This window comes from Sulfurimonas sp., assembly GCF_041583195.1.
Lineage (GTDB): Bacteria > Campylobacterota > Campylobacteria > Campylobacterales > Sulfurimonadaceae > Sulfurimonas.
Genome location: NZ_JBFHGL010000007.1, coordinates 97,714 through 114,693, shown reverse-complemented (window position 1 = coordinate 114,693; position 16,980 = coordinate 97,714). Strand labels below are relative to the sequence as shown.

Here is a 16,980-nt window from a genome sequence, read left to right as displayed (position 1 = left end):
TAATATGAAATTAGTTATTTTATTTTTTCTACTAATAAATAGTTTACATGCATCTAAAATTAGAATACTTGATATATATGAATATAAAAATAAAGATATAAGAGAACTCTCAGCTCTTGCATATGATGGAAAGATACTGTATGCTTTAAGTGACTACGGTGAACTTCATCATTTTAAATTTGAAATAGAAAATAATAAAATAAAAAATTTAAAGCATATAAAAACTTATAAATTAAGAGATAAAAAACAACAACCTTTAAAAAAGAAAAAAAGAGATTCAGAAGGTTTGATTTATAAAGATCAGAAGCTATACATCTCTTTTGAGAGAAAACATCGTATAGAGTCATATACTTTAGACGGCATAAAAATAAAAAAAATTAAGCTAAATAAAAAACTAGATAATAAAGATAATTTTATTGGTAAAAACAAAGGTTTTGAAGCACTAGGCTTTAATAAAAAGTATGGTTTTATAACAGCACCTGAAGCACCTTTTAAAGGTGATGGGCTACATATATTGTATGCTAAGGATAAGATTTATAAAATCAAAAAAAACGGTTATATCACAGCTCTGGAGTTTACAACTAAAAACAAACTTCTGGTACTGGAGAGAGACTTTAACAATCTAACTAGAAGACAGATTATAACAATTAGTTTGGCGAGTTTGAATAAGTGTGATTCAGGTATATGTGAATCTGAAGTTTTGAAAGTGTTAGACAGTTATAAAGATAAAAATGTAGATAATTTTGAGGGTTTGGCAAAGATAGACAAAAATCTTTTTTTAATGGTAAGCGATGATAATGCAAGTGAGTTTCAAAAAACACTTTTCGTGCTTTTTGAAATTAATTAAGAGTTGATCTCACCTTTTATGACTTTTGCCAGTTCAGAACATTCTTTAATTTTTTGAGAGTAGTTAAGATCTTCTTTTAAAAGGATATCTATAAATGCACTACCGACTATAACACCATCAGCACCTTTAACTTTGTCTTTTGCAGTTTTGGCATTTACTCCAAAACCTACATATACAGGTGTTTGAGTGTATTTTTTAATAGACTCTAAAAACGGCTGAAGATCTTCAGCTTTTCCACTTCCGGTAATACCTGCATACGCTACCATATAGATAAACTTTTGTGCATCTTTAACAACTTCTGCGATCCTCTCTTCAGAGTCTGTTGGAGCAACAAAAGATATGTTTGAGAGGTTATTTTGTGCAAAAAGATCTTTATACTTTAGAGCTTCTTCATGAGGAAGGTCTGGAATTATCAAGCCGTTTATTCCAATCTCTCTGGCTTCTGGTAAAAGTTTTGAAAGGTTTTGTTGGTAAAACGAGTTAAAATAACCCATCCACAACGTATCAACTTTTGGTGCTATCTCACAAGATATCTCTTTTAAATGTTTAAATTTAAAACCAAGTTCAAGTGCTTTATGATTAGCCTTTTCTATTAAAGGACCATCAGCTACAGGGTCTGAAAACGGTACACCAAGCTCTAGTGTATCAACTCCGTTTTCACCTAAGGCAAGGCCTAAGTCTATGCTAAAAGATTTTTCAGGGTATCCTGAAGTTATATATGCTACTAAATTTTTCAATCTTCATCCAAATCAGGTATTTTAAGTAGAGAATATTTTACACGTGTAAGTTCATTGTCATTTTTTAAATCATCTTTCCATGCAGCAAAGATATCACAGACTTCTAAAAGCCAATTGATAGTTTTTTCACTTAAGGGTTTATTTTTTTGTCTGAGTTCATCCAAAACCTCTTCAACAAAAGTAGATAACCTTCTCATTGGTTCTATTTTTAGAAATCCTGATGCAGATTTGATATTATGGAATATACGGAATAATTCATTGACACTACGTTGATACGTGTCAGGTTTTGAAAGGTCTATAATCATCACTTCCATACTTTCTACCATCATAGTGTAGTGGTCATAAAACTCGTCAACTACTTCGAAATCAAAGTTAGAATCTAAGTCACTCTTTATTCCCATAAAATATTTCTCCTAATTAATGCAATTGTATCAGTTTTTAGTTAAAATACGATTATGAAGAAAAAAATGACAATAACATCAATTAAAAAAGCAAAAGCCGATAAACCATTGGTGATGATCACTGCATATGACGCTTTGTTTGCAAAGCTGTTTGAAAATAGTGCTGATATGATACTTGTCGGAGACTCACTTAATATGAGTTTTGCAGGTAAAAATGACACACTAAGTGCAAGCCTAGAGCAGATGATCTATCATACAAATGCAGTTTGTGCCGGTGCTAAAAATAGTTTTGTTGTATGTGATATGCCCTTTGGAACTTATGTTAATAAAGATGACGCTTTAAGAAATGCTATAAAAGTTTTTCAAGAGACTCCTGCTGACTGTGTAAAGATTGAGGGTGGTTTGGACAAAGCAGATATTGTTAAACATTTAACTAGTAATGGCATAGCAGTATGTGGTCATATTGGTTTGCTTCCACAAGCTTTTAGAAGCGAAGGCGGATATAAAGTTAAAGGTAAAACCGAAGATGAAAAACGCTCTTTAATTGCTGATGCAAAAGCCATAGAAGAGGCTGGTGCATTTTGTATGGTTATAGAGGGTGTAAAGGCTGATGTGGCTGCAGAGGTTGCAAAAAGTGTTGAGGTTCCAGTTATTGGTATCGGAGCAGGTGTAGATGTAGACGGGCAGGTGTTAGTATTTTCAGATATGCTTGGACTTTTTGAAGAGTTTACTCCAAAGTTTGTCAAAAAGTATCTTGATGGTGCATTACTTGTTAAAGATGCAGTTGCAAACTATGCAGATGAAGTTGTTAAAAGAGAATTTCCAAAAGAGGAACACACTTACTAATGGATAGATTGGTAGAGATTGAGAAGTTTGATTCAGAAGAGTCCAGTGAGCTAAGTCTTCGTCCCGATGCCTGGAATGAATACATAGGTCAGGAGCAGATGAAAAAAAATCTCGGTGTGTTTATAGAGGCTAGTAAAAAACGCCAAGAGGCGCTTGATCATGTGCTTTTTTACGGCCCTCCTGGACTTGGAAAAACGACTTTGGCATTGATTATTGCAAATGAGATGGACTCAAACATTAAAGTAACTGCAGCTCCGATGATTGAAAAAAGCGGAGATTTGGCTGCAATACTTACAAACTTGGAAGAGGGTGACATACTTTTTATAGATGAGATTCACCGCCTTTCACCTGCTGTTGAAGAGATCCTTTACTCATCTATGGAAGACTTTCGTATAGATATTATCATAGGTAGCGGTCCTGCTGCACAAACAGTTAAAATTGACCTTCCAAGATTTACTCTAATTGGTGCTACAACAAGAGCAGGGATGCTTTCAAATCCACTGCGTGATAGATTTGGCATGAACTTTAGGTTACAGTTTTATAGCCATGAAGAGTTAGCTCAGATTATCTCTCAAGCTTCAAAAAAACTTGATCGTGAGATAGTGCACGAAGCTGCGCTTGAGATTGCAAAAAGAAGTCGCGGTACTCCACGTATAGCCTTAAGATTATTACGTCGTGTAAGAGACTTTGCAGATGTAGCTGATGAGATGAATATTGAACATCATAGAACAAAGTTTGCTTTGGATGAGCTAGGAATAAATTCTCATGGGTTTGATGAGATGGACTTAAAACTTTTAAAACTCCTAACAGATGCAAGAGGTAAACCTATGGGACTTAGCACAATTGCGGCAAGTTTAAGTGAGGATGAGGGTACGGTTGAAGATGTACTTGAACCGTATCTTTTAGCAAACGGTTATTTAGAACGCACAGCTAAGGGTCGAAAGGCTACTCGTGCTACCTATGATGTTTTAAATATGGATTGGGTAAATGAAGAGGGGACTTTATTTTGAAACCACAGTATTTTGTAGCTATTTTATTTGCAACAGCACTTTATTGGATGTATTTTTTATATGCACCTTTTTTACTTAGTATGACAATAGCTGCACTTTTAGCTATATCAACATCAAATATTCAAGATTTTTTTGAGAATAAAACAGGTTCAAAATTTACAGCTGCATTTATTTCCAGTGCGCTTTTAGCAGTTTTATTTTTCGTACCGCTTGGTTATTTTTTAGCAACGATCACTATAAAGTTAAATACGCTTGATCAGATGACAATTAAAGGAATGGAAGTTTTTATAAGAGGCTTTATAGAAAACCCACCAGCTTATTTAGAATTTTTAAAGCCATACATTGAGGGAAAACTAAACGATATAGACGTAAAAGCAATTGCTTCAGATGCTATATCATTAGCTGGAAATATTACAGCACTTTCAGCCGGTTTTATAAAAAATGCATTTTTGGTTATAGTTTTTTATTTCTTTGCTCAATACAACGGAGCTACAATTGTAGAGTTTTTAAAAAGGGTAGTTCAGGTTTCTGTAGAAGAAGCAGATACATTGGCAAAAGAGCTCTCAAGTGTTATGAGTGTTGTTTTTTACTCAATAATTGTTAATGCTATGTTTCAAGGTATTTTGTTTGGTGTAGCTATTTCGTTCTTTGGATATGATGGTATTTTATTTGGAATCATGTATGGATTTGCATCGTTAATTCCAATAGTAGGTGGAGCATTGATGTGGCTTCCGTTTATGATGTATGAATTCTATCTTGGAAATGTTTTTAATGCATTTTTTATAGCACTATATTCAATTATAATGATATCGATCATTGCAGATACGTTTATTAAACCTATTATTATAAAAGAGATAAACAATAGGCTTCTAGAGGAGGATGATGCAAAACTAAATGAGCTTGTTATATTTTTTGCGATCATAGCAGGGCTTGCTACGTTCGGTTTTTGGGGGATGATACTTGGACCTGCGATTACTGCATTTTTCCTAACAATTTTAAAGATATTTGAAGCACGTACTGCAGATTGTGCCGCTTAGTCTAATTAAGTTTATAAAAGCAAGGACAAAACACCTAAAGGTGTACACCTAGCCTTAGTATAAGCTCCCGTGAGCATTTTCACAAAATGCTCCATACGCTTATGGCTTAGGTGCATAGATCTCCGGATAATCTGTTTTAAAACGTCTGTGTACCCAAAACCAGAATTTAGGTTCTTTCTCTATTAAAGAACCTAGCCAATCAGCTTGTGCTTGTGTGGCTTTTTGTATATCGTGAGATTCATCATCAGTTTTTTCAACTTTTATCTCATCAAACAACATAAGTGTATAGTTTTCTTCATCATCTGTTCTGATAGTTACAGGTATTATGGCTGCATCAAATTTTCTGGCTAAGTAAGCAGGTGTAGGTGTTTGAGAGATTTTTTTACCCATAAAATCAACTTCAACACCCTCTCTTTTGTTTAAATTAGTATCTATTAATATACCACTCCCTTTTTTCTCTTTTATGTATCGGATTAGCGGCTTTATAACTTTTGACTTTTCAAGATTTATATTTCCAAATTTAGCACGTCCCTCTAACAACCAGTCTTGCATAGTCGGGTTTTTCATTTTTCTATAAACAGCTACAATAGGTTCTATAAATGCTCCTATACTAGCCCCACCTAGCTCCCAAGAAGAATAGTGTGTGGTAACGTAGATTACTGCACGACCTTCTTTATGAACTTTCTCTACAGCTTCAATATTTTCTATAGTTATGATTTTTTTCAGATCATCTTTAGACATATGTCTTAACTCCATAATATGGTGGAAGTTAAGTAAAAGGTTTTTAAAGCTGTATTTTGTAATCTCGACTTTTTCTTTTTGGCTTAGTTTGTCTCCAAATATAAAATCTAAGTTATTAAAAGATACTTTTCTATACTTTGCTGAAACATAATATGCAAGAGTCCCTAATGATGTAAATAAAAATCTTCTAAAACTTCTTGGAAAAATCATTAAGAACTTTTCAAATAGTAAAAATAGTTTATAAGCCATTTGTAATTAACCTGTTTTTATTGGAATTATAACATTAAAAATTTGCGTTAAATTTACAACTAGCAAGATTTAATAACCATTTTGCTATACTTCCAAATATATTTAAGATACAGGATAAAAGCATTATGGTTGCATCTGATATTCAAAATTTCTCAATAAATAGAACAAAAGCTAGAGCATATTTTTGTTACCTTTTTTCTAAAAATATACCAAATCGCTTGCCGTCACTTAGTATTGACATGATCGTACCTCGTCTTTTAAAGATCAAAGATGATTTGGGCAGTTGTGATGGAGCATATCTACTTGATTACAAAGGTGTTCAAGTTACACCTACATACACAAATAAAAAATCTGATGATGAAGATATAGGTAGAATAAGGGCAGATCGTGCATATTATTATCGTGCAGTTCGTGAAGGACGTTGTACTATAACCGATCCATATCCATCACTTATTACAGGTGAATTGGCTGTTACTGCATCTCAACCAATTTATGATGAAGCTGGTGATATAAAATATGTAGCTTGTTTAGATATGTCTTTAGATGAGGTATTAAAAATATCTCATCTAAATTCTAATGATATTTTCTTTGCAAAGTTGTTTAAATACTCATATGCAACTTTTGCTTTTGCTCTTGTAGCAATATCAATGCTTTTATTTTTTAAAGGTTTGACAAGTTTCTTTATAAATGAGATTACTCCTTTTCATTTTAAAATAAAGGATGTTTTTGAAGCTACTATTCTTTTAACTTTGGCATTGGCAATATTTGATCTGGCCAAGACCATTTTTGAAGAAGAAGTATTAGGTAGAATAAAAGATACCAGTACATCAGGTACACATAAAACTATGGTTAAGTTTATAGGTTCCATTATCATAGCTTTATCGATAGAAGCGTTGATGCTTGTATTTAAATTTGCCATAACAGATCCAAGTCAGCTTTTATACTCAATGTATATTGTAGGCGGTGTTGGAATATTACTGTTTGGTTTGGCATTTTATATTAAATTTACAAAAGAAAAAGAGACTCATATATGAAACAAAATATAGCTATAGTTGACTATAACATGGGAAACTTGGCAAGTGTAAAAAACGCATTTGAAAAGTTGGGACAACATACTATTGTTGAGAGCGATCCTGAAAAGTTTAAAGAGTATGACAAGTTAATACTACCTGGTGTTGGTGCATTTGGCGATGCTATGGAACATCTTGGGGAGCGTAATATGGTAGATGCTATAAAAGAGTATGCTGAGAGTGGAAACTATATGTTTGGTATCTGCTTGGGAATGCAGCTTTTATTTGAATCTTCTCAGGAATTTGGTAGTAATGAAGGACTTGGCCTGATCAAGGGTCATGTGGAAGCTTTTGATACATCAAAATTTAGTGAGTCTCTGAAGGTTCCACATATGGGATGGAATAGAATGTTTACAAAAGAGCATCCTCTTTTTAAAGGTTTAGATGAGATGCATTATCTTTATTTTGTTCACTCATTTCATGCTGTATGTGATGATGAAAAAGATATTATAGGACGTACTGAATATGGATACGAGTTTACATCAAGTGTTGCAAAAGACAATATTTTAGGTATTCAGCCACACCCTGAAAAAAGCCATGAGAATGGTTTGAAAATTTTAGAAAACTTTATTAATTTATAGGAAAAACATATATGACACTTTACCCGGCAATAGATTTAAAAGATGGAAAAGCAGTTCGCCTTACAAAAGGGCTTATGGATAGTGCTAAAATATACTCAAACGAGCCATATGAGTTAGTAAAAAAATTTGAAGATATGGGTGCTGAGTGGGTACATTTAGTTGATCTAAACGGTGCATTTGCAGGTGAGCCTAAAAATCTGGAGCAGATTATTAAAATTCGTCAAAACTGTAATGTAAAGCTTGAGTTAGGCGGTGGAATTAGAGATGAAGCTACAATTCAAAAGATGCTTGAAATAGGGATAGATAGAATAATACTAGGCTCAATAGCAGTTAAAGATCCACAGTTTGTAAAAGATATGGCTGCAAAATATCCTATAGCTGTAGGTATTGATGCAATTGACGGATTTGTGGCTGTTGAGGGCTGGGGTGAAGTTAGTGAGATGAAGGCAACTGACTTGGCAAAAGAGTTTGCAAATGCAGGTGTAGAAGCTATTATATGTACAGATGTGGGTAAAGATGGTACTTTAAGTGGTGTAAATGTTAAGTTTACCGTTGATATTGCCGATGCTAGTGGTGTAAGTACTATCGCAAGCGGCGGTGTTAAAGATGAAGATGATATTAAAGCTTTAATAGAGACCAAAAAGGTCGATGGTGTTATCATTGGAAAGGCTTATTATGAGGGTACATTGGACTTGGAGAAAATGTTCAAACTACTTGATTAATAGAAAAAAAATAAAAATTTTGTTATTATACAGTAATAAATTTTGCAAAATATATATATAAAAAAGGATTTTAGTTGAAAATACTTGTTGTTGATGACAGTTCTACAATGCGTCGTATTATTAAAAACACTTTAGCTAGACTTAACTATAAAGATGTACTAGAAGGTGCTGATGGTGTTGAAGGTTGGGATGCGATAAATGCTAATCCTGATGTAGAGATGCTGATTACAGACTGGAATATGCCTGAAATGAATGGTCTTGAACTTGTTAAAAAAGTTCGTGCAGATGATCGTTTTACAGATCTTCCGATCATCATGGTTACAACAGAGGGTGGTAAAGCAGAAGTTATAACTGCACTTAAAGCAGGTGTTAACAACTACATAGTAAAACCATTTACACCACAAGTTTTAAAAGAGAAGCTTGCTGCTGTGATGGGCGTAACCGAGTAATGCAAGAGAGCTATTATGAGCTCACAATCTCTGTATCTTCTCATCATGAGCTTTTTGCAGATTTCTTAGCCGACACTATACCTGTCGGATTTGAAGAGACTGAAAACGGTTTTATTGTAAGAAGTGAGGATGATCTTCAAACTATAGCTTGGGGTGTTGAGCAATTCGCACAGGCACTCTCTAAAGCACTGTCTTCAAACATTGAATGTGAATGTAATCAAAAAAAACTTAAAGCGAGTGATTGGATAAAAGAATACCAGCAAAGTATTCAACCAATAGAAATAGAGAAGTTTTATATCCATCCTACATGGGATGAACCGAGTGATAAGCTTATAAATATTGAGATTGATCCAGCACTTGCTTTTGGAACAGGGCATCATCCAACTACTGCTTCATCACTTCGTGCTATTTCTGAATATGTAAAAGATGGTGACAGAGTTATTGATGTTGGAAGCGGAAGCGGTATTTTAGGTGTTGGAGCTTTAAAACTTGGTGCAAAAGTAGATGCGTGTGATACGGATCCGGTTTCAGTTGAAAATACACTTCAAAATGCAGAATTAAATAATGTAGAATTTAATAAAGTATGGGAAGGTTCGTGTTCATTAGCAGATGATAAATATGATGTAGTAGTTGCAAACATCGTAGCAGATGTTTTGACTTTTATAGCTAAAGATTTAAAATCTGCCTTAAAAGATTCAGGTGTAATGATTTTATCAGGTATTTTAGATAAGTATGAAGATAAAGTTTTAAAGTTTTACAAAGATATGAAAATAGAACAAAGAATAGCCCAAGAGGAATGGGTAACATTAGTATTAAAGAAGGAAAACTAAACAAAGATGCAGAAAAAGCCAAACAAGCAAAACAACCAAAATAATAATCCAAATAATTTTTTTAATCAAAATCCATTAATAACATTTGCAATATTTTCAGTTGTAGTTATCCTGCTGTTTAAAGCATTAGTAGGTGAAAATTCTACTATGGATGGGCAAACTGGAACAAAAAGAACACAGCAAGTATCTTATTCGGAATTAAAATCTTTAGTTGCGCAAAAAGCTTTAAACAAAGTAGAGATTGGTCAGACGTTTATCCGTGCTAAATCATCAGATGGTACTGTGTATACAACTAGAATTGTAAAAAATGACACTGAACTAGTAAAAGAGTTAGATAAACAAGGGATCGAATACAGCGGTTTTAGTGAAACTAACTGGTTTACAGAGATGTTTGGATGGTTATTCCCATTTTTAATTATTATGGCTTTATGGATGTTTTTTGCAGGTCGTATGCAGAAAAATATGGGTAACGGTATACTTGGTATGGGTGGAAGTAAGAATATGGTTAATTCTGAAAAACCTAAAACTAAATTTGACGACGTAGCAGGCGTAGAAGAAGCTAAAGAGGAAGTTCAAGAGATAGTTGACTTTTTAAAGCATCCTGGACGTTATGTAGAGATTGGTGCAAAGATTCCAAAAGGTGTATTATTAGTTGGATCACCTGGTACTGGTAAGACGCTTTTAGCTAAAGCTGTTGCAGGCGAAGCTGATGTACCGTTTTTCTCAGTTACAGGTTCTAGCTTTATAGAGATGTTTGTCGGTGTAGGTGCTGCGCGTGTAAGAGATCTATTTGAGCAAGCTAAAAAAGACAGCCCAAGTATTATATTTATAGATGAGATCGATGCAATCGGTAAAAGCCGTGCAGCTGGTGGTATGATGGGTGGTAACGATGAACGTGAACAAACTCTAAATCAGCTATTATCTGAGATGGATGGTTTTGGAACTGATACTCCTGTAATTATTTTAGCTGCTACAAATAGACCTGAAACACTGGACCAAGCTCTTATGAGACCTGGTCGTTTTGATAGACAAGTATTAGTGGATAAGCCTGATTTTGAAGGTCGTATTAAAATACTTAAAGTTCACACAAAAGGTGTGAAGATGGATGACGACGTAGAACTTGAAGAGGTAGCTCGTCTTACGGCAGGACTAGCTGGAGCTGATCTGGCAAATGTTGTAAATGAAGCTGCTCTTTTAGCGGGTCGTAAAAACCAAAAAACAGTTAAGCAGCAAGATCTGTTTGAATCAGTTGAGCGTGCGCTTGCTGGTTTAGCGAAAAAATCTCGCCGTATCAATCCAAAAGAGAAAAAAATAGTAGCTTATCATGAGAGTGGTCATGCTCTTTTAGCAGAGACTACAAAAGGTGCTAAACAAGTGTCTAAAGTATCTATTGTACCACGTGGACTTGCAGCTTTAGGATATACACTAAATAAACCTGAAGAAGACAAGTTTATGATGCAACGCCATGAACTATGGGCTGAAGTAGATGTACTTCTTGGTGGTCGTGCGGCTGAGCAGGTTTTCATCGGTGAGATCTCAACAGGTGCTGGGAATGACTTAGAACGTGCAACAGATATAATCAAGTCTATGGTTCAAACATACGGTATGACAGATGTTGCAGGGCTAATGGTAATGGAAAAATCACGCCAGTCTTTCTTAGGACCTCAAGGTGGTGCAGCTCGTGAATACAGTGATAAACTGGCTCAAGAAGCGGACGAGTTTATCAAAGCTTCGTTAGATGAACATTACAGTGCTGTTGTAGCTAGACTTGAAGAGTATAAAGGCGCAATAGAAGATATGGTTAAACTTCTTTACAAAAAAGAGAATATTACAGGTGAAGAAGTTAGAGAGATCATATTAAATTTTGAAAAAGAAAACGGCATCGAATCTAAAGTTCAGGAACATATCAATGAGATAAAAGATGAACTTGAACAAGATGCTACAATGAGCGAAAAAGAGAATAAAGATGATGAAAAATAATCTATTCCCTATATCTAAAGAGGGTTGGAACTATATAGCATACGCAGTTGTACTTTTTTTAGTATTAGGTTTTTTAGATTTAGAGTTTTTACAGTTTTTCGCATTTGTAGGTATTATGTTTTTTATATATATCTACAGAAATCCTGAGCGTCAGATAATGGCCTTGGAAAAGGGTGGAGTTGTTAGCCCCGTAGATGGAAATGTTTCAGATCTGCAAGAGGATAAAAACTCTACAATTTTAACTATAGAGAGCTCTTACCACGATGTTTCTGTTCTTAGAGTACCTATCTCTTGTGTTGTAAAAAACATTAAAGCTATTAGAGGTTCATCTTTGGGAAAAAACTCTTCAAAGTCAGAGATACTAAATGAAAAGCTTACTATAGATTTTGAAGATGAACAAAAAAGAGTTATTAGTATTTCACATCTAAGCACATTAAACTTTGCAAATATCTCACATGATTTAAGTGAGTCTCAAAAACTTATTCAAGGTTTTAGATATGGTGTTATGCCAAAAGGTATAACAAAAATTATTCTGCCAAAAGGCTCAAAAGTTAATGTTAATATTGGAGATGAGCTTAAAGGATGTGAGTCTATTATTGCTTATCTTTCTTAGCTAAAACTTTTTGTGTGTAGAGTTTGTCTGCATCTATATCAAATGTAAAGTATTTGGATTTAAATCCAGAATCACCAATCGTCTTTAACTGAATCGATGCTCCCTCATTATTTTGGGTCTGCAGGTATAATAAACCAAGTGCATAACGGCTCTCTTTAAACGTTTTATTTTTCATTTTAGAAAGCTCTAGTAGTGCTATTGCATTGGCACTGTGATCTGCTGCTGTAGAAGCTACTGCACCTAGATACAGAGTATATGAATCTGTTACTTTTAATCCATCTATAAGATTGTTGTAAAGTACATAAGACTCTTCGTATGCTTTATCATATAAAGATGTAAGAGCTAAAGCACTTGTAAGCTCATGTGTATATTTCTGTGTAGTTTCTAACTCATCTCTTAGCAGTTTTCTTACAAAGTATAAATTTCCTGTAATTAATGCTTGCTGAGCATAAAGATGTCTTGTTATAAAAGGACCGTAAAAGAGATCTTTATAATCAAATTTTTGCTCTCTGTAATAGTTTTGTACCTCAAAAGAATATTTTTTAGTTTTTAAATCACTATAGTAAGCATCTGTATACATAATATGTGGAAGTATATCATTTGGAAATAGTGCAACCAAGTTTGTTACAGCTTGTTTCAACAGTCTTTCATTACCGACATCTGATGCTATAATAGCCTGTAATGCTATATAAATAGGTCTTTGTTTGTAATTATTATACAACCATTCAGCAGCGCTTATAGAGTTGTTTTCAGAAATAAACATAAGAGTTCTGTAAAATTGCATATCTTCAGAATCGTTTTCTAAAATCATAGATTCCTTTAAAACATTTACAAGTTTTTTATCATCTATATCAAGTAATTGCGCACACATAGACGCATATATACCGGATGCATAGTTTTTAGCATCTAAATGGAAAGATTTTTTAAAGTGCTCATACGCATTTTTGATATCACCCATTTGAGCATATGTAAGAGCTAAATTATAATGAAGTATTGAGTGTTTAGGTTGAAGTTTTACTAGCTGTTTTAGCTTGCTGTTAGCATCTCTTATATCAAACGATAATGCTAATTTTATTGCCTGGATTATACCTTTGTTTACGCTAGATGTCGATTTACTTTTTTGAAGGTATTTTTTAGCACTATCAACATTGTCAATGTATATGTTTGTATTCCCTTTTCTAATATAGTCGATCGTAGCATTGGCATTAAATATTTTATATGGAGAGAAATAAAATATTTTGCTATATTTAACAAGAAGGCTATTTTTTAGATCATCAATATAACTTATTTGAGCCTTTTGCGGATCAAATAGTTCATCTTTTAGTTTAACTTTTAGAGGGTATGGTTTATAAACTTCTGCTGGAAACATATCTGTAGTGTTTTGAATCATTTTTCCAGCAGATGTTATTTTCCCTGTTTTTAAATATATATAGCTAAGTGCAACTGCAGATTTAACAGGCTCTATATTGTTACTCATAGCTTCTTGCAGATATTTTTGAGCAAGTGGTAGATCACCGATTCTTGCATATAACAAACCAAGTGATAGAGAATCTTTTTTATTGTATTTGTTTTCTAATTTTTCAATTGCAACATAATTATTGTCATACAGTGCATTTATTTTCGCAGATAGGTGTTTTTGAATATTCGGGTATTCTTTTGTTGTCGGATTATTTAATGCACTTAGAGCTTCTAAATAGTTTTGTTTGTAATACTGTACTAAAGAGTAATAGTAAGAGTATAAAGGCGAAGAACTTTCATTTGGTAAAAATGCGTATGCTAGATCAATGTAGTAATTGAAACGTTTTTCATCTTTTAAATGTAGGGAACATACGGCGGCATTAATTGCACTAACACATCTTTTTTCCCCATTTTCAATAGCTTTTGCAAAAGTTTGCAGTGCAGTGTCGTATTGTTTGTTTTTTAGTTGGGCTACGCCAAGGTTGTATTGTGAAATAGACTCACTGTACTGCGCAATTTTTTCGTATAGATGAAGAGCTTTAGCTTGTGAACCGTTTTCATATAAATATGCAGCTTTTGCAATCATATTTTCAAGTTTTGTAATTTCAGCGGATTGTTTTTTTTGTTTATCTTTATCCAGTCTGGTTTCTATAGAATCAAGATTGTATTGTGTTATATCCTTTTTTTCAGATGATAAAGCTACAACCAAAGAGAGTATGATTATTACAATTAAAACTGCACTTATTGCAGAGAAGATAATTATCTTTTTTTTCTTATCTGAATCATCAGGTGTACTAAGTTCATCTTCCTTAGCTACATCATCATCCTCAATGATAATTATCTCTTCTAGTTCCTCAGCCATTACATACCTTATATTTTATAATGAGATGTAAGCAAATAAAGTGCCAAAATAAGGTATGCCTTATTAAAATTATCTTGCTTGTTTAATAGCTTCTAATGCCGCTTCGTAATCTGGTTCGCTTGTAACTTCAGGTACTATCTCTTTATATACGATTTTCCCCTCTCTATCTACTACGAAAACAGCTCTTGCACTTAAACCTTTTAGTTTGTTATCAGCCATTAAAACACCGTATGCTTTACTAACTTCTTTATCTATATAATCAGATGCTACGCTTAGGTTTTCTATCCCCTGAGTTGAACAAAATCTGTCAGATGCAAAAGGTAAGTCCATAGAGATTACAGTAGTTTCACAAATGTCTAGATTATTTACATCTACATTAAATCTTCTTGTCTCAGCTGCACAAGTATCAGTATCTAATGACGGTAGAGTAATGATCAGTTGGATTTTGTCTTTTGCTCCTCCAACCTCAATGTCACTTAAATCTGTACCTACGGCTATAGCTTTTGGTGCATCATCACCAACATTTAGCTCATTTCCTGCTAGTTTAACTTCTGTTCCTTTAAACATAGTAGTTTGCATATATATCCCTTAATAAAATTTTGATTATATTAACATTTTTTTTATATTAATTTATTAAGTTGTACAAAAGTAAAAAAAAAATCTTTGAAAGTGGGTAGATAATAATCTGATTTATTGATCTAAAATTTCCAGCTCTTTTTCAAACCATTTTATAAGGGTACTTTTTTCATCTTTACTAAGCTCGGCATTATCATGTACAGATACATAACTCGGTAGTGCCATCATTCCGTTATTAACAGTCATTATAGCGCGCTTTAATCTTGCTTTTTTAATATCTTTGTCTATATTTTTCCACTCAGAAAAATTCAGAGCCTTACGCCCTTTTTTAACATGTGATGCTACAAAAAACGATACAGGTGCAATCTCTGAGTAATAAGGCCATTTTGTTTCATAAGAGTGGCAGTCGAAACAGCTGTTTTTCAATATATTCATTACATCTTTTGATGAGTTTAGCGCTATAGCCTTATCGATAGGTGGATTTGTTTTATCCGGTCTTATAAATTGAATTGCAATCAATATGAATAGCGTAATTAGCAGTGTTTTCTTAAGCAATTTTTATCTCCTAAAAATTTTTGTGATTCTAACAAATAAATAATAATAAATTGCTACAATATTGAATCTATAAAATGTTAAAAAAGGATAGGACTTGACTGAGCATCTTCATGCAATTGAAAGATTTATAAAAGACGAATCATTTAGTGGTATTTTACTTTTTGCAGCCACATTGGCAGCCGTAATCGTTGCAAACAGCGCATTAAGCGAGAGTTATTTTGCTTTGTGGAATATGGCTTTAGGTGTGACAATAGGTGAACATACGATATCTATGAGTTTAATGCACTGGATAAATGATGGACTTATGGCCCTATTTTTTCTTATGGTAGGTTTGGAGATCAAAAGAGAGTTGCTTATCGGTGAGTTGTCATCGATTCAAAAAGCGAGTTTTCCAATTGTAGCAGCAATCGGAGGTATGATAATTCCTGCGCTTATATATGTTTCTTTAAATATGGATGATCCTAAAGGTTTCGGAATTCCAATGGCTACAGATATAGCATTTGCATTAGGTATTTTAATGCTTCTTGGTAAAAAAGTAAATCCTGCACTAAAGCTTTTTTTAGTAGCACTTGCAGTTGTTGATGATCTTGGTGCAGTTATAGTAGTTGCAACTGTTTATACGAGTGAAATTCATGCACAGTATTTTTTACATGCAGCAGTAGTATATGGTCTTATCTGGGCTTTAAATATTAAAAAAGTGACTATGCTTATGCCTTATCTGCTTCTTGGAATAGCTTTATGGATCTTTATCCATTCTATAGGTATTCACGCAACAATAGCTGGTGTTCTTTTAGCATTTGCAATACCTATAAGATCAAAAGTTAATGAGCAGGATTTTATACAAAGTACAAATGAGTCTGTAAAAGAGTTTGAAAAAAATATAGATGAGATCCCTATTTTAAATCATCATCAAATAGATGCTCTAGAAGATATAGCTTATAACTACGACAAGGTTCAAAACCCTTTGGTAAAGTTAGAACACCAACTTCACGGTTTTTCTGCTTTTGTGATCATGCCTTTGTTTGCTTTTTCAAATGCCGGTGTTATACTTGACTTCTCAGCCGTTTCACAGAATATGCTGATCGTTCTTGGGGTAGTTTTAGGATTAATTTTAGGTAAACCTATGGGTATTTATGGTTTTACTTATCTTGCGCAAAAGATGAAAATAGTTAAAAAACCAGATGACCTTGGATGGGATGAGATAATAGCTGTTGGCTTCTTAGGTGGAATCGGTTTTACTATGTCGATTTTTATAACACAACTGGCATTTTTAGACCAAAACACGATAGCGGCTGTCAAAATAGGTATCTTTATAGCATCATTTATAGCAGGAATCATAGGTGTTGCGTTGATCTTAAAAGCTTATAAAAAACGTGTTTTATAATGTTTAATTATATATTTAAGCTTTAGTATATT

18 protein-coding genes are annotated in these 16,980 nt (G+C 33.5%); 12 read left to right on the top strand and 6 right to left on the bottom strand.

The features are described from left to right. Nucleotides 1-4 precede the first annotated feature (4 nt). Nucleotides 5-847 carry an esterase-like activity of phytase family protein gene (locus tag ABZA65_RS08080; protein WP_373072481.1) on the top strand — a complete coding sequence of 281 codons (843 nt, stop codon included), beginning with the start codon at nt 5-7 and terminating at the stop codon, nt 845-847. Here ABZA65_RS08080 and trpA read toward each other — a convergent pair. After that, complete coding sequence (gene trpA / locus ABZA65_RS08075; RefSeq protein WP_373072479.1) at nt 844-1,584, bottom strand: tryptophan synthase subunit alpha; 741 nt, start codon at nt 1,582-1,584, stop codon at nt 844-846. The two genes, ABZA65_RS08080 and trpA, sit on opposite strands and share 4 nt — an antisense overlap. Then, nucleotides 1,581-1,985 carry an Hpt domain-containing protein gene (locus ABZA65_RS08070; RefSeq protein ID WP_373072477.1) on the bottom strand — a complete coding sequence of 135 codons (405 nt, stop codon included), beginning with the start codon at nt 1,983-1,985 and terminating at the stop codon, nt 1,581-1,583. Before ABZA65_RS08070 ends, trpA begins: the two co-directional genes overlap by 4 nt. Nucleotides 1,986-2,039: 54 nt before the next feature. Here ABZA65_RS08070 and panB point away from each other — a divergent pair, with 54 nt between their 5' ends. The 3 genes from panB to ABZA65_RS08055 are packed head-to-tail and all read left to right on the top strand — an operon-like array spanning nt 2,040 to nt 4,878. Beyond that, entirely contained in the window at nt 2,040-2,831 is a 792-nt protein-coding gene (gene panB, locus ABZA65_RS08065) for a 3-methyl-2-oxobutanoate hydroxymethyltransferase (protein ID WP_373072475.1), read from the top strand. Beyond that, the gene (gene ruvB, locus ABZA65_RS08060) at nt 2,831-3,841 is read left to right on the top strand and encodes a Holliday junction branch migration DNA helicase RuvB (protein WP_373072473.1); all 1,011 of its coding nucleotides are present in this window, start codon (nt 2,831-2,833) and stop codon (nt 3,839-3,841) included. The genes panB and ruvB overlap by 1 nt, the downstream gene beginning before the upstream one ends. Then, nucleotides 3,838-4,878 carry an AI-2E family transporter gene (locus tag ABZA65_RS08055; protein WP_373072471.1) on the top strand — a complete coding sequence of 347 codons (1,041 nt, stop codon included), beginning with the start codon at nt 3,838-3,840 and terminating at the stop codon, nt 4,876-4,878. The genes ruvB and ABZA65_RS08055 overlap by 4 nt, the downstream gene beginning before the upstream one ends. Before the next feature lie 99 nt (nt 4,879-4,977). Here ABZA65_RS08055 and ABZA65_RS08050 read toward each other — a convergent pair whose 3' ends face one another. Further along, entirely contained in the window at nt 4,978-5,868 is an 891-nt protein-coding gene (locus tag ABZA65_RS08050; protein WP_373072469.1) for a lipid A biosynthesis lauroyl acyltransferase, read from the bottom strand. 125 nt (nt 5,869-5,993) lie between these two features. On the opposite strand from ABZA65_RS08050, the gene ABZA65_RS08045 reads away from it, so the two are divergent. The 7 genes from ABZA65_RS08045 to ABZA65_RS08015 all read left to right on the top strand — a co-directional run bounded on the left by ABZA65_RS08045 (nt 5,994) and on the right by ABZA65_RS08015 (nt 12,113). After that, nucleotides 5,994-6,902 (top strand): PDC sensor domain-containing protein, encoded by a 909-nt coding sequence (locus ABZA65_RS08045; RefSeq protein ID WP_373072467.1) that lies wholly within the window; start codon nt 5,994-5,996, stop codon nt 6,900-6,902. Beyond that, entirely contained in the window at nt 6,899-7,519 is a 621-nt protein-coding gene (hisH, locus tag ABZA65_RS08040) for an imidazole glycerol phosphate synthase subunit HisH (RefSeq protein WP_373072465.1), read from the top strand. Before ABZA65_RS08045 ends, hisH begins: the two co-directional genes overlap by 4 nt. Nucleotides 7,520-7,530: 11 nt before the next feature. Further along, the gene (hisA, locus tag ABZA65_RS08035; RefSeq protein WP_373072463.1) at nt 7,531-8,241 is read left to right on the top strand and encodes a 1-(5-phosphoribosyl)-5-[(5-phosphoribosylamino)methylideneamino]imidazole-4-carboxamide isomerase; all 711 of its coding nucleotides are present in this window, start codon (nt 7,531-7,533) and stop codon (nt 8,239-8,241) included. 74 nt (nt 8,242-8,315) lie between these two features. Beyond that, nucleotides 8,316-8,690 (top strand): response regulator, encoded by a 375-nt coding sequence (locus ABZA65_RS08030; protein WP_373072461.1) that lies wholly within the window; start codon nt 8,316-8,318, stop codon nt 8,688-8,690. Beyond that, on the top strand, nt 8,690-9,520 hold the full coding sequence (locus tag ABZA65_RS08025; RefSeq protein WP_373072459.1) for a 50S ribosomal protein L11 methyltransferase: 831 nt from the start codon (nt 8,690-8,692) through the stop codon (nt 9,518-9,520). Before ABZA65_RS08030 ends, ABZA65_RS08025 begins: the two co-directional genes overlap by 1 nt. Nucleotides 9,521-9,526: 6 nt before the next feature. Then, nucleotides 9,527-11,500: an ATP-dependent zinc metalloprotease FtsH gene (ftsH, locus tag ABZA65_RS08020; protein ID WP_373072457.1), complete on the top strand. Its 1,974-nt coding sequence runs from the start codon at nt 9,527-9,529 to the stop codon at nt 11,498-11,500. Then, complete coding sequence (locus ABZA65_RS08015) at nt 11,490-12,113, top strand: phosphatidylserine decarboxylase (RefSeq protein WP_373072455.1); 624 nt, start codon at nt 11,490-11,492, stop codon at nt 12,111-12,113. The genes ftsH and ABZA65_RS08015 overlap by 11 nt, the downstream gene beginning before the upstream one ends. Here the strand turns inward: ABZA65_RS08015 and ABZA65_RS08010 are convergent. From ABZA65_RS08010 to ABZA65_RS08000, 3 genes are all read right to left on the bottom strand, one after another. Beyond that, on the bottom strand, nt 12,094-14,433 hold the full coding sequence (locus ABZA65_RS08010) for a tetratricopeptide repeat protein (protein WP_373072453.1): 2,340 nt from the start codon (nt 14,431-14,433) through the stop codon (nt 12,094-12,096). The two genes, ABZA65_RS08015 and ABZA65_RS08010, sit on opposite strands and share 20 nt — an antisense overlap. Before the next feature lie 69 nt (nt 14,434-14,502). Then, nucleotides 14,503-15,012: a thiol peroxidase gene (gene tpx / locus ABZA65_RS08005; RefSeq protein ID WP_373072451.1), complete on the bottom strand. Its 510-nt coding sequence runs from the start codon at nt 15,010-15,012 to the stop codon at nt 14,503-14,505. A 111-nt stretch (nt 15,013-15,123) separates the two neighbouring features. Beyond that, on the bottom strand, nt 15,124-15,564 hold the full coding sequence (locus ABZA65_RS08000) for a heme-binding domain-containing protein (protein ID WP_373072449.1): 441 nt from the start codon (nt 15,562-15,564) through the stop codon (nt 15,124-15,126). Nucleotides 15,565-15,658: 94 nt separating this feature from the next. On the opposite strand from ABZA65_RS08000, the gene nhaA reads away from it, so the two are divergent. Beyond that, nucleotides 15,659-16,948, top strand: a complete 1,290-nt coding sequence (gene nhaA, locus ABZA65_RS07995; RefSeq protein ID WP_373072447.1) for a Na+/H+ antiporter NhaA — start codon at nt 15,659-15,661, stop codon at nt 16,946-16,948. Nucleotides 16,949-16,980 lie beyond the last annotated feature (32 nt).